This is a genomic window from Paramylibacter ulvae, from assembly GCF_014652655.1.
Taxonomy (GTDB): Bacteria; Pseudomonadota; Alphaproteobacteria; order Rhodobacterales; family Rhodobacteraceae; genus Amylibacter; species Amylibacter ulvae.
The window spans coordinates 841,073-853,639 of record NZ_BMZF01000001.1 but is presented as its reverse complement, the minus strand read 5'-3'; the positions used below and the strand labels follow the sequence as shown (position 1 = coordinate 853,639).

General features: G+C 51.9%; 12 protein-coding genes. 8 read left to right on the top strand and 4 right to left on the bottom strand.

Annotated elements, in window-relative coordinates; genetic code table 11:
• Window positions 1-62: 62 nt before the first annotated feature.
• Window positions 63-1,664: an MORN repeat-containing protein gene (locus IE094_RS04220; protein ID WP_189639282.1), complete on the top strand. Its 1,602-nt coding sequence runs from the start codon at window positions 63-65 to the stop codon at window positions 1,662-1,664.
• Window positions 1,665-1,680: 16 nt separating this feature from the next.
• On the opposite strand, the gene IE094_RS04215 is transcribed toward IE094_RS04220, so the two are convergent.
• Entirely contained in the window at window positions 1,681-2,343 is a 663-nt protein-coding gene (locus tag IE094_RS04215; RefSeq protein ID WP_229802026.1) for an RraA family protein, read from the bottom strand.
• 95 nt (window positions 2,344-2,438) lie between these two features.
• Window positions 2,439-2,645: a hypothetical protein gene (locus tag IE094_RS04210; RefSeq protein ID WP_189639280.1), complete on the bottom strand. Its 207-nt coding sequence runs from the start codon at window positions 2,643-2,645 to the stop codon at window positions 2,439-2,441.
• Between the two features lie 251 nt (window positions 2,646-2,896).
• Between IE094_RS04210 and IE094_RS04205 the strand changes: the two genes are divergently transcribed.
• From IE094_RS04205 to IE094_RS04175, 7 genes are all read left to right on the top strand, one after another.
• A complete protein-coding gene (locus tag IE094_RS04205; protein WP_189639279.1) occupies window positions 2,897-4,447 on the top strand; it encodes a 2-isopropylmalate synthase in 1,551 nt (516 codons plus the stop codon).
• Between the two features lie 211 nt (window positions 4,448-4,658).
• Complete coding sequence (locus IE094_RS04200; protein ID WP_165775649.1) at window positions 4,659-5,699, top strand: rod shape-determining protein; 1,041 nt, start codon at window positions 4,659-4,661, stop codon at window positions 5,697-5,699.
• 74 nt (window positions 5,700-5,773) lie between these two features.
• On the top strand, window positions 5,774-6,694 hold the full coding sequence (gene mreC / locus IE094_RS04195; protein ID WP_099591726.1) for a rod shape-determining protein MreC: 921 nt from the start codon (window positions 5,774-5,776) through the stop codon (window positions 6,692-6,694).
• Window positions 6,681-7,220, top strand: coding sequence for a hypothetical protein (locus tag IE094_RS04190; protein WP_189639278.1), 540 nt, complete (start codon window positions 6,681-6,683; stop codon window positions 7,218-7,220). Before mreC ends, IE094_RS04190 begins: the two co-directional genes overlap by 14 nt.
• A complete protein-coding gene (mrdA, locus tag IE094_RS04185; RefSeq protein ID WP_229802024.1) occupies window positions 7,217-9,100 on the top strand; it encodes a penicillin-binding protein 2 in 1,884 nt (627 codons plus the stop codon). The genes IE094_RS04190 and mrdA overlap by 4 nt, the downstream gene beginning before the upstream one ends.
• Window positions 9,097-10,236, top strand: coding sequence for a rod shape-determining protein RodA (gene rodA, locus IE094_RS04180; protein WP_189639277.1), 1,140 nt, complete (start codon window positions 9,097-9,099; stop codon window positions 10,234-10,236). Before mrdA ends, rodA begins: the two co-directional genes overlap by 4 nt.
• Window positions 10,237-11,169 (top strand): 2-hydroxyacid dehydrogenase, encoded by a 933-nt coding sequence (locus IE094_RS04175; protein WP_189639276.1) that lies wholly within the window; start codon window positions 10,237-10,239, stop codon window positions 11,167-11,169.
• Here the strand turns inward: IE094_RS04175 and IE094_RS04170 are convergent.
• A complete protein-coding gene (locus IE094_RS04170) occupies window positions 11,166-11,948 on the bottom strand; it encodes an SseB family protein (protein ID WP_189639275.1) in 783 nt (260 codons plus the stop codon). The two genes, IE094_RS04175 and IE094_RS04170, sit on opposite strands and share 4 nt — an antisense overlap.
• Window positions 11,945-12,526, bottom strand: coding sequence for a uracil-DNA glycosylase family protein (locus IE094_RS04165; RefSeq protein ID WP_189639274.1), 582 nt, complete (start codon window positions 12,524-12,526; stop codon window positions 11,945-11,947). Before IE094_RS04165 ends, IE094_RS04170 begins: the two co-directional genes overlap by 4 nt.
• Window positions 12,527-12,567: the final 41 nt, after the last annotated feature.

Below are 12,567 nucleotides of genomic sequence, written 5' to 3'. Positions count from 1 at the left end.
TCTGGTCACGCTTTAATAATATGGGGAACCAACGCCGATTGGCGGGGAAAGGATTGCAAGCAATGTCGCTATTTTGGCCAAGAGGTCTGGCCCTGTGCGCAATGATCATCGCGCTGTCTGGCGAATATGCATCTGCGCAATCGTCCGTGATGACCAAACAATATGAACAGGGCGGCGTTTACGAAGGCCCGTTTCGCGATGGTAAACAACATGGCAAGGGGCGCTATACCCTGCCCAATGGTTACGAATATTTTGGCGATTGGGTGGATGGTGTGATCACGGGCAAAGGTGTTGCCAAATTCCCCAACGGATCGGTTTACGAGGGCGATTTTGTCGATGGCAAACCCCACGGCACAGGCACGATCACATTCGCCGACAGCGGCACATATTCAGGACAATGGCAAAACGGTAAAATGTCAGGACAGGGCACGGTGCGTTACGCATCGGGCGGGGTTTATGTGGGCGGTTTTCGCGACGCAAAACACCATGGCAATGGCACATTCGTATCGACCACAGGATACCGATACGAGGGCGCATGGGTGGATGGCGCCAAAACGGGCATGGCACGCGTCACCTATACTGACAAAAGCAGTTATGAAGGCGAAATGTTAAACGGATTGCGCCACGGTCAAGGCGTTCTGATTGCCGCATCTGGTTTGAAATACGATGGTGCGTGGGACAAGGGTGAAATTACTGGGCTTGGTCGGATGATTGAACCTGATGGCACCATTTACGAGGGACGATTGGAAAAAGGCCGCCGCCACGGCAAGGGGAAACTTTGGTTGCTGGACGGGAGCACCTATGACGGTGATTTCGTTGATCACAAACAAACGGGCCGTGCCCATTTCAAACGCGAGGATGGTTTTGAATATACGGGCGATTGGGTCGATGGCCAAATCGTTGGTCAAGGACGCGCACAATATTTAAACGGATCGGTTTATGAGGGCAGCTTTGCCAAAGGTGTGCCAAATGGCCAAGGGACGTTAACCTATGCCGATGGCGGCACATATTCGGGCAGTTGGGTCAATGGCGCAGCGGTGGGCAAGGGCAATGTGACATTCGCCAATGGCGCCACATATCAGGGCGAAACACAAAACGGATTGCATCACGGGTTTGGCACGATCACCTATGGCGATGGACATGTTTACACGGGCCAATGGGTCAAAGGATTAAAACACGGCAAAGGGCGTTCGGTGTTTACCGATGGGTCAATTTTTGAAGGCGACTTTGCCAATGGGTTACGTCACGGACATGGCATTTTGCACCTGAACGGTGGGTTCCAATATGACGGCGCATGGGAAGATGACCAAATCCAAGGGCAAGGCATCGCGATTTATGCCAATGGCGACGAATATGACGGTTCATTCAAACGGGGCAAGCGCGATGGCAAGGGGCGCATGGTGTATCACGATGGATCAACGTTTTACGGATATTGGAAAGACGGGAAAGAAGATTCCGCCCTGCCCGATCCGTTCCAATTTATCGGTAGCATGGATGCAGCCGCCGCATCGCAAAATTCGGGCATTTCAATGTTTCCAGACGGGGTCGAAGGCGTGCCGCGTGTGGTGCAATCCACTCCCGCGATCAGCGTTGATCCCCAATTGGTGACACCATTATCGGGCATTTCATTGGATGCCCCCGCGCCGGTGATTGATGATCAATAGCCCCAGAATTTAGGGGTTAAACAGGTTCCACCTCTACCGCGCCATAAATATCGGCCAGCGATCCGCCTGATTTTAGGGTGTCCAAAATCGCCACTTCCTTGCGCAATACATCCTGTGCAGCGATCAGACAGGTATCAATCTGTGCCAATGGCACCACGGTAATGCCATCGGCGTCGCCCAAGATCAAATCACCCGCATTGATCGCAACGCCACCAACCGACACGGGGCCATCAATATATCCTGCGGGGTATTTACGTGGGCCACGCGGGCAAATCGCACGGGCAAACATCGGCAATCCAGCGGCGATGATTTCGTCGCTATCGCGCACCGCACCATCAATCACCAATCCAGCCACCCCGCGTTCGCGTGCATATAATGTCATCAATCCGCCAAATACGGCGGTGCTCTCAAATCCTTGGGCGTTGACCACAATCACCTGCCCAGCATCACACAGACCGATTGCCGCGCGGATGGCGGAATTATCGCCAACGGGGCATTCGGCGGTGCGTGCCTGGGCACAAATCCGCATGCTGCGCGCCAAGGGTTTGATCCCTGCCTGCATGGTTTGCCCCCGCGCCAAACAATCAGACGCCACCGCCGTTGGAATATCGGAATATGCCTTGAGCGTGGCGGCAGGAATGGTTTCAAAATTTACGGGGTATTGTTTTACGGACATCATGGCACCTGTTGTTGTTTGATGTCACCCTATGATCGCAGGCCGCGACAAACAACGCAAAACGCCCCGCGCCCAGATCACACGGGGGGGTAATCTGATCACGAGGGTCGCATATTGCGAAATGCATAATGCAGTAATGATATGACGGCGCCGCCAAATGCGGGTTTTGCCAGACAGGGGTGAAAACCCTGCACCTTGGATGATGTTTCATCCGATTTCGCGATTTTTGGTGATCCTTGCACGGCTGCCACGCCGCGTTTGAACCCTGTAACCACAATGTCGACAGAAATGGTTATACGCGCCATTCATTGCCATTGCGTAACCCTCGCGCACGCTGCTTGTATTTTTACGCTTTCATTCGAAACGAATCTGCGTATAAATGCGGCCATGAAGAAAAACGCACATAGCATCGAATTGAACAGCTCTTTGGGGCTGAATTCTGCTGCGTTACTCCTACTTAGCCGCCTCTGAGCGTGTCGGGAACGGCGCGTGCGCTCAGGGGAGTATCATTCGCGCCATAACCCGAAAATGCTAAGTTAAAACAAGAGAATCCAAAATGACTGATATTTCCAAACAAGACCGCGTCTTGATTTTTGACACCACGTTGCGCGATGGCGAACAAAGCCCGGGCGCCACCATGAGCCATAACGAAAAGCTGGAAATCGCCACGCTGTTGGACGAAATGGGCGTCGATATTATCGAAGCAGGCTTTCCCATCGCATCAGAGGGCGATTTCAAAGCCGTCAGCGAAATCGCACAGCGTTCGAAAAATTCCGTGATCTGCGGATTGTCGCGTGCCGTTTACAAAGACATTGATCGCTGCTGGGAGGCCGTGAAACACGCAGCTCAGCCGCGCATTCACACATTTATCGGCACATCACCCCAACACCGCGCGATCCCTGATCTGACCAAGGAACAGATGATCGAACGTATCCACGATACGGTTACACATGCACGAAACCTGTGCGACAATATCCAATGGTCGCCCATGGATGCCACCCGCACAGAAGATGATTATCTGTGTCAAACCGTGGAAACCGCAATCAAAGCGGGTGCAACCACGATCAATATCCCCGACACGGTTGGATATACCGCACCACGCGAATCCGCCGATATTATCCGCATGTTGTTGGAACGTGTGCCAGGGGCAGATGAAATCATCTTTGCCACGCATTGTCACAATGATCTGGGCATGGCGACCGCCAATTCATTGGCCGCGGTCGAGGGTGGCGCGCGCCAAATTGAATGTACTATCAATGGCTTGGGCGAACGTGCGGGCAACACCGCATTGGAAGAGGTGGTGATGGCATTGCGCGTGCGCAACGATATCATGCCCTATCAAACCCGCATTGATACCACCAAAATCATGAACCTGTCGCGCCGCGTCGCCACAGTTTCGGGTTTTCAGGTACAATATAACAAGGCGATTGTCGGCAAAAACGCATTCGCACATGAAAGCGGCATTCACCAAGACGGCATGTTGAAATCCGCTGATACATTCGAAATCATGCGCCCCGAAGACGTTGGCCTGTCGGAAACCAATATCGTGATGGGCAAACATTCGGGCCGTGCGGCGTTGCGTTCAAAATTGGCTGATCTGGGTTATGAATTGGCAGATAACCAGTTGAAAGACGTGTTCGTGCGGTTCAAAGAATTGGCCGATCGCAAGAAAGAGGTCTACGACGAAGATTTGTTGGCCTTGGTCAATGATGAAGGCACGAATGCCGCCAACGATCATATTCAGGTGAAATCGTTGCAAGTGGTCTGTGGCACATCTGGCCCACAAACCGCCGATTTGACGTTAAAAATTGGTGATGGCGAACAACAGGTTCAAGCCACGGGTGATGGCCCTGTGGACGCCACATTTAATGCGGTGAAACAGTTGTTTCCACACGGTGCGCATTTGCAATTGTACCAAGTTCACGCCGTGACCGAAGGCACAGATGCCCAAGCAACCGTAACTGTGCGCATGGAAGAAAACGGTAAAATCGTGACCGGCCAATCGGCGGATACTGATACCGTTGTCGCCAGTGCCAAGGCATATGTAAATGCATTGAATAAACTGTTAGTGCGTCGCGAAAAATCGGCACCAGAGTCGGCGGCCTAGGTCACACAAAAAACAATTTTAAAGGGTGCCATGCGAATTGGCGCCCTTTTTTTGGGTTAAACATCCGCCTGATCGGCGAATTTGCGCTAAAAACAATCAAAAGGCGTATAAAATCCAAATACATGCCCTTTACGTCAGCCAGATCAACGCCCTATAACATCACGAAGATTCAATAGGCGCGTATATTGAACGCGCACAAAAGGAAATGCGGATGCTTGGGCAACTGACGAGTTTATTTTCGGCGGATATGGCGATTGATTTGGGTACTGCCAACACATTGGTTTACGTCAAAGGTAAGGGTATTGTTTTAAACGAACCCTCGGTTGTTGCGTATAGCATCAAAGACGGGCGCAAACAGGTTTTGGCCGTTGGCGAAGATGCCAAATTGATGTTGGGCCGCACACCCGGTTCCATCGAGGCCATTCGCCCGATGCGCGATGGTGTGATTGCCGATTTTGACGTGGCCGAAGAAATGATCAAACATTTCATTCGCAAGGTGCACAAACGTTCGCGCCTGTCCAAACCACGCGTGATTGTCTGTGTCCCCCACGGCGCGACACCTGTTGAAAAACGTGCCATTCGCCAATCTGTACTGTCCGCAGGTGCACGCAAGGCGGGTTTGATCGCAGAACCCATTGCCGCGGCCATTGGTGCAGGCATGCCGATCACCGATCCCACGGGTAACATGGTTGTCGATATTGGTGGTGGCACCACCGAGGTTGCGGTCTTGTCATTGGGTGACATTGTTTATGCATCATCTGTACGAGTGGGTGGTGATCGTATGGATGAAGCGTTGATTTCATATCTGCGCCGTCAACAAAACCTGTTGGTGGGTGTTGCCACGGCAGAACGCATTAAAACCGAAATCGGCACCGCACGGATGCCCGATGATGGCAAAGGGCGTTCAATCACCATACGTGGGCGCGATTTGTTAAATGGCGTTCCCAAAGAAATCGAAATCAATCAGGCCCATGTCGCCGATGCATTGGCCGAGCCTGTGCAACAAATTTGCGAGGCGGTGATGACAGCACTTGAATCCACCCCGCCCGATTTGGCCGCCGATATCGTTGATCGCGGTGTGATGTTGACCGGTGGCGGTGCATTGCTTGGTGAACTGGATTTGGCGTTGCGCGAACAAACAGGTCTGTCAATTTCCGTGGCCGAAGAAAGCCTCAACTGTGTGGCGCTTGGCACGGGCAAAGCATTGGAATTTGAAAAACAACTGGCGCATGTCATTGATTTCGACAGTTAAGTTGTTTTGCATCCTTGCGATGCATTGGCTAAGCTGAGCAGCACAAACAAATTATCAGCGCAAGAGGATCACACTTGGCGCATAGGAATGACCAATCGGTAAACTTTGGCCGCACGCTGGGGCGGATCGGCTTTGGCTTGTTTTTGGTTTTGCTTTTGGCGGTGTTTTTGGTGTGGCGCATTGATAATTCACGCGCCGAACGGTTTCGAAGCGCAGTGATCGACAAGGTCGTGCCCAACATGGATTGGGCGATGACCCCGATCACCAAGGCCACGCAAATGGCCGAAGATTTTCAATCTTATGAACGTATTTACCAACAAAACCAAGAATTGCGCCGCCAGTTACAACAAATGAAAGCATGGCGCGAAGCGGCATTGCAGTTGGAACAGGAAAACGCACGCCTGTTGGATTTGAACAATGTGAAATTGAACCCACGGCGCACCTATTTATCGGGCGAGCTGATCACCGATTCAGGCAGCCCCTTTCGCCAATCATCCATCATCAATATCGGGCGTCGTGATGGCGTGAAAGAAGGCTGGGCGGCGATGGATGGGCTGGGGCTTGTTGGGCATATCGCGGGTTTGGGCGAAAATACCGCGCGGGTTATTTTTGTGACCGATACGGCCAGCAATATTCCCGTCATCATCAAACCATCCGATCAAAAGGCGATTTTGACCGGTGACAATACATTGCTGCCCCAATTGCAATTCATCGAAAGCATCAATCAGGTGAAACCGGGGGATCGCGTGTTCACATCGGGCGATGGCGGCGTGTTCCCATCGGGATTATTGGTTGGACAGGTCGCATTGGGTGCTGATGGTATTTTGCGCACCAAATTATCCGCCGACTATCGCCGTTTGAAATTTCTGCGTATCATTCGCCACACCCCTGCCACACCGATTGCAGAACCCGATCGTTTGATCGGCCCTGTCTTGCCCGTACCAAAACCCACCGAAGTGATCCCCCCTGAGGAAACCGCAGATGGACGAGGTTAACCCATATAAATCACTGCGTAATCGCGCGATTTATTTTGGCGTTTGCATGGCCTTGATATTTTTGCGTCTAATTCCGCTGGATCTGGAACCCAACAAAGTTGGCATGCCCGATTTTATCCTGTGTATCACCGCGGCAATTGTTATTCGCAAGGCGATCATCGCCCCCTATGTTTTGGTTGGCTTGGTGTTTTTGATCGCCGACATCATGTTAAGCCGCCCGCTTGGGCTGGGCGCGTTGATCGGAGTGGTCGGTATTGAAATCGTGCGCAACAATCGGTTTAGTTTTCGCGAAATGTTTTTCCTGTCGGAATTGTTTTTGATGGCGATACTGTTCGCGCTTATGGCATTTGCTCAACAATTGGCGTTGTCGCTGGTCTTGGCAGATCGATTGCCATTGCACAGTGTTTTGATCCAACTGGTCACAACAATTGCTTGTTACCCCATTGTGGTTTTCGTAATCTCGCAGATGTTACGCATCAGCAAACCCGCACCCGGTGAATTTAACGCATTTGGGCATAAATTATGATGGAATTTGATCACAAAGGCGATATTAAACGCAGCCGTCTGTCGCGCCGCGCATTGATGCTTGGCGGGATTCAGACCGCGGTTGCCGGTGTGATCGGGTGGCGGATGCATCAGTTGGGTGTGAAAGAGGGCGATCAATATCGCCTTTTGGCAGAAGAAAATCGTATCAATATCCAACTGCTCCCGCCTGCGCGGGGGTTGATATATGATCGTGATGGCGATTTGTTGACCATTAACGATCGGGTTTACGCCATTGAAATGGTGCGCGAACAATCGCGCGATCCCGAATTGATCCTTAATCGGTTGGCGCAGCTTTTGCCGCTGACACAGGATGATATCGACAAGGCCTTGGCCGATATGAAAAAGCGGCGCGCATTTGTACCCGTGACCGTTGCGACAGGTTTGGAATGGGAACATATCGCGGCCGTATCCGCCAATGCACCCGCCCTGCCTGGGGTGACGCCTGTGTTGGGTTTGAACCGCCAATATCCCAAAGGCCCAGAGTTTAGCCATATCGTGGGTTATGTTGGATCGGTCAGCGATTACGATTTGAACGAAACAGATGACCATGATCCGCTGTTGCGTATCCCACGTTTTAAAATTGGCAAAACGGGGATCGAGGCCACATTGGAAAAACCACTGCGCGGTGAAGCGGGGATTAAACGGATTGAGGTCAATTCTCTTGGCCGCGTGATCCGCGAGCTAGATCGCAAAGAGGGCGCATCGGGCGTTGATATCCAATTGACCGTTGGGCAGGAATTGCAGACCTATACCCTGAATCGTCTCAAGGGACACAGCGCATCTGCCGTGGTGATGGACGTAACAAACGGGGATATTTTGGCGTTGGCATCGGGGCCGACATTTGATTCCAACAAATTTTTGAAACCCATTTCACAGGCGGATTGGAAGGATATGAATGATCCCCATTACCGCCCGCTTGTGAACAAGGCCGTGGCGGGGACATATCCCCCCGGTTCCACATTCAAAATGGTGGTCGCCCTGGCCGCATTGGATGCAGGCGTTGTTGATGCCGCAGAAGAGGTCTACTGCCCCGGCCATATGGAGGTCGCCAAGCGCAAGTTCCATTGCTGGAAACGCGGTGGCCATGGCCATGTGCATCTGCGCGAAGCATTACGATATTCTTGTGATGTGTATTTTTACGATCTGGCATTGCGCGTGGGTATCGAAAAAATCACCTTGATGGCGCATAAATTGGGGTTGGGCGAACGCCCCAACATTCAATTGCCATCCATCAAAGAAGGCTTGATGCCGACCAAAGATTGGAAACGCAAAGTTAAGAAAAAAGATTGGGTTTTGGGCGATTCCATCAATGCGGGCATCGGACAGGGCTTTGTTCTGGCGTCACCCTTACAATTGGCGGTGATGACCGCGCGCATCGCATCGGGGATGAAAATCGAACCACGCCTGATCAATCTTTATAATAACGAGTTGTATCCAACACGCGGGCTCGAACCGCTGGATATCAACCCCGCCCATCTGGAATTGGTGCGCCGTGGCATGTACGAGGTTTCAAACCACCGTCGCGGCACCGCATATGGTGCCCGATTAAAAGAGGATCGCGGCGGCCCGATGGCGGGCAAAACAGGCACCAGCCAAGTGCGCCAAATTACGGCGGCGGAACGGCGCAAGGGTGTTGTGCGCAACGAAGATTTGCCGTGGAATCGCCGTGACCATGCATTGTTCGTCGCATTCGCCCCCGCAGCAAACCCGCGTTATGCAATTTCGGTTGTGGTCGAACATGGTGGTGGCGGATCAGCCGTTGCCGCACCGATCGCGCGTGATATCATGGCACGTACGATCAAGCTGGGCGACAAGGGTTATGGCAATTTGCCAAACACCCGCACGCGCGAACAAACATGAGCTATCTTGAACGCAACTTGAAATCCACGCCGCGTGGATTTGGCAAGGTTTTGTATTTCCACTGGCCGCTGGCCATATTGATCGCCACCATTTCTGGTGTTGGTTTTTTGATGCTGTATTCCGTGGCTGGTGGTAATATCGATGCATGGGCACAGCCCCAAATGTATCGGTTTGTGGTTGGATTTGTGATGATGTTTATCATCGCAATGATCCCCATCGCGTTTTGGCAACGCATGGCAATATTTGCCTATCTGTTTGCAATCGCGTTATTGTTGGTGGTGGAATTTTTCGGCGATGTTGGCGGGGGTGCGCAGCGTTGGATCGATCTGGGCTTTATTCGATTGCAGCCCTCTGAATTGATGAAAATTGCGCTCGTGATGGTTTTGGCCAGCTATTACGATTGGCTTGATGAATCACAAGTGTCCAAGCCGCAATGGTTATTGTTACCCCTTGCACTTATCGCGATCCCAACCGCGTTGGTTTTGAAACAACCCGATCTGGGCACGGCGATGTTGTTGGTTGCAGGTGGTGGTGTTGTGATTTTTGCAGCTGGGGTGAGCCTTTGGTATTTTGGTGCTTTGTTAGCGGCATTGGCAGGGTTGGTCGCGGCGGTGTTTTACACGCGCGGCACAGAATTTGAATTGCTGAATGATTATCAATATCGCCGAATTGAAACATTCCTTGATCCATCCATTTCGCCCTATGCCGATGGATATCATATCACACAATCGAAAATTTCGCTGGGATCTGGTGGATATGCAGGGCGCGGATTTATGGAAGGCACGCAAAGCCGTGGTAATTTCTTGCCTGAAAAACACACCGATTTTATTTTCGCAACCTTGGGCGAAGAATTCGGATTTCTGGGTGGGATCACATTGTTGGGCATGTATATGTTGATCATCGCATTTTGCATGATTTCCGCCATGCGCAACAAAAACCGATTTGCATCGTTATTAACCATGGGAATCGCAGCGACGTTCTTTTTCTATTTTTCTGTCAATATGTTGATGGTGATGGGGTTTGCACCCGTGGTTGGGGTGCCATTGCCGCTTGTGTCTTATGGTGGGTCTGCCATGATGGTGTTGCTCGGCGCGTTCGGGCTGATTCAAAGTGCACATATTCATAGGCCACGGTAAATGACAAAAATTCTCTATGCGGGTAATGCGGATGATTGGGATGAATATCGCATTCAAATGCAGGCAGCGTTGCGCAATGCGGGGCTGAACATGTTGATCAGTAACCAATGTGATGATCCAGAGGCCGTGGAATACATCCTGTATGCGCCCAATGGGCCGATACAGGATTTAACCCCATTTAAGAATCTGAAACTGGTGCAATCATTATGGGCGGGGGTCGAGGTGGCGCTGGCAAATGAAACCATCACCCAACCCTTGGCGCGGATGGTCGATATTGGCATGTCGATTGGCATGTCAGATTATGTGATGGGTCAAATTTTACGCCATCACCTGCGCACCGATAAATTTAGCCATGCAGAGATTGGCGATTGGGATATGTCGCCACCGCCCCTATCCATTGATCGCACGGTCGCGTTTTTGGGGCTGGGCGCATTGGGCACTTATTGCGCACAAAAGGTTGCCGATTACGGTTTTCGCACCATCGGGTGGAGCCGTTCATTAAAGTCCATCGACACCATCGCCAGTTTTTCAGGTGATGATGGATTGCAAACCGTTTTGGAACAAGCCGATATTATCGTGCTGTTATTACCAAATACGCCCCACACCACAAATATTATCAATGCCGATTTGATTGCGCGTATGAAAGACGGCGTTGCCATTATCAACCCGGGTCGCGGCCCGTTGATTGATGATGATGCATTGCTCGCGGCCTTGGACAGCGGCAAGGTTTCAAGCGCCACATTGGATGTATTTCACACCGAACCCTTGCCCGTGGATCATCGATACTGGACCCATCCCAATGTTCTGGTCACACCACATGTGGCATCGAGCACACGCATCGATAGCGCATCAAAAATCGTGGTTGAAAATATTCGTCGCGGCGAACATGGCGAGGCGTTTTTACATCTGGTTGATCGCAGCGCCGGATATTAACGCAGCTTGGGTGGTTTATCGGGGTTTCGCCCCGGTGCGCTTGGCTGAAACGGTTCGGCCATGATCGGTTCTGGCAAATCAAAGCGCAGCGCAACCTTGGCCAACGCGGCACAAATCGGATCTGATTTTTTAAGGAATATCACATCCAATGATCCAGCCTCGATCCCGCTAAATGTTAATGCTTCTGACACGGCGCGTGCGATGGAATTTTGGGCGTCGGGCAAGGCATCTATGATTGCCAATGCATGGGCGCGTTCGCCGCTTTCATATTCAAATTCCGCCAGATAGGCCGATGTGGCCAAACCCTGCATCGTGGCCAGTTTCGTATCAATGGATGTGATCAAAATTTCAGGCACATTGACGGGGGCATTGGCGGCGATGGGTTTACCCTCGCCCGTTTGCAATTCCTTGGACACCGTATCACAGAGCCAATCCACAGCATCCGCAGGCAATAACATTGATGATGGTGCAACCATCAAATTCACGCCCAGCCCAATCTCCTGACCGCGCAGCATCTGCGCCACGATCCGCCCTGAAATGGCGACGTATGGTGTGATGCCTTCGCTGAATTCGACCATGCGTTCTTCGCGATCAAAGACCAGCGCGAAACGCCCACCATCAACATCGAAAATCACTGGGGAAATTTTGTCGCCATCGGGTTCGCGTTCCAGCACCAGAAACATTTCGCTATCGGCCAAGCGTTCATAAAATTGCAACCGCGCCGTGCTGTCATCTGGGGCGGCTTCCATTGCGGCGTGGGCGGTATCAAGTGGCGTCATGTCAATTCCTGTGCAACCCGTTGGCGCAGATATGGCAACAGGTCGGTTTCAAACCAAGGGTGTTTCTTGATCCACGAGGTATTGCGCCACGACGGATGGGGCAAGGGAATAATGGATGGCGCATGGTCGCGCCATGCCATCACCGTATCCGTCACATTGGTGGATTTCAGATGATATTTCTGGGCATATCCCCCAATGAGCAGGGTTAAATTCACCTGCCCCATCGCATCCATCGCACGCGCGCGCCACGTTTTGGCACAGATCGCGGGGGGCGGTAAATCCGACCCTGCTGCGTTATAGCCTGGAAAACAAAACCCCATTGGTAGGATGGCAAATTTACCTGCATCATAAAATGTCGGTTCATCCACGCCCAGCCAATCACGCAGCCGATCCCCCGATGTATCGGTGAACGGGCGACCCGATTCATGCACCCGTGCCCCCGGTGCCTGACCTGCGATCAAGATACGCGCGGTTTTGGACATCACCACCACAGGGCGCGGTGAATGGGCCGTTTTGGTTTTGGCAAAACGATCGGCGCAAATGGTGCAAGCGCGGATTTCGGATAACAGCTGTTTCATAAGCGTCGTTTATCACATTTTCATAATTGTCGAAATAAAAC

Bases quoted from the DNA above. Each gene is read 5' to 3' on its own strand.
- rodA (WP_189639277.1), top strand. From the start codon at position 9,097: ATGAGCTATCTTGAACGCAACTTGAAATCCACGCCGCGTGGATTTGGC.
- IE094_RS04210 (WP_189639280.1), bottom strand. From the start codon at position 2,645: ATGGCGCGTATAACCATTTCTGTCGACATTGTGGTTACAGGGTTCAAA.
- mrdA (WP_229802024.1), top strand. From the start codon at position 7,217: ATGATGGAATTTGATCACAAAGGCGATATTAAACGCAGCCGTCTGTCG.
- IE094_RS04200 (WP_165775649.1), top strand. From the start codon at position 4,659: ATGCTTGGGCAACTGACGAGTTTATTTTCGGCGGATATGGCGATTGAT.
- IE094_RS04165 (WP_189639274.1), bottom strand. From the start codon at position 12,526: ATGAAACAGCTGTTATCCGAAATCCGCGCTTGCACCATTTGCGCCGAT.
- IE094_RS04215 (WP_229802026.1), bottom strand. From the start codon at position 2,343: ATGATGTCCGTAAAACAATACCCCGTAAATTTTGAAACCATTCCTGCC.
- IE094_RS04190 (WP_189639278.1), top strand. From the start codon at position 6,681: ATGGACGAGGTTAACCCATATAAATCACTGCGTAATCGCGCGATTTAT.
- IE094_RS04220 (WP_189639282.1), top strand. From the start codon at position 63: ATGTCGCTATTTTGGCCAAGAGGTCTGGCCCTGTGCGCAATGATCATC.
- IE094_RS04175 (WP_189639276.1), top strand. From the start codon at position 10,237: ATGACAAAAATTCTCTATGCGGGTAATGCGGATGATTGGGATGAATAT.
- IE094_RS04205 (WP_189639279.1), top strand. From the start codon at position 2,897: ATGACTGATATTTCCAAACAAGACCGCGTCTTGATTTTTGACACCACG.
- IE094_RS04170 (WP_189639275.1), bottom strand. From the start codon at position 11,948: ATGACGCCACTTGATACCGCCCACGCCGCAATGGAAGCCGCCCCAGAT.